The 317-nt window shown below is 67.2% G+C and carries 1 protein-coding gene; it reads right to left on the reverse strand.

Annotated elements, in window-relative coordinates:
- A partial coding sequence (locus tag ACGKZZ_RS17315; RefSeq protein ID WP_411224760.1) for an AMP-binding enzyme occupies positions 1-317 on the reverse strand: 317 nt, incomplete at both ends.

Consider the following 317-nt stretch of genomic DNA (forward strand, 5'->3'; position numbering starts at 1 on the left):
CGGGTTTTGGGCAGGCCGGGGGCCCACTGGATGACGTCGGGGCTTGCGATGGGGCCGATTTCGGTGCGCACCCAGCCGCGCAGTTCCTTGACCAGCTCGTCGGAGGGCTCGATGCCGTTCATCAGGGTGACGTAGCAATAGATGCCCTGGCCCTTGATGTCATGCGGATAGCCGACCACCGCCGCCTCGGCGACCTTGGCATGGGCCACAAGGGCGCTCTCCACCTCGGCGGTGCCCATGCGGTGGCCCGAGACGTTGATCACGTCATCGACCCGCCCGGTGATCCAGTAATCGCCGTCGGCGTCGCGCTTGCAGCC

Origin of the sequence: Marivita sp. S2033 (assembly GCF_046592965.1) — a bacterium.
In the GTDB taxonomy this organism is placed as follows: Bacteria; Pseudomonadota; Alphaproteobacteria; order Rhodobacterales; family Rhodobacteraceae; genus Marivita.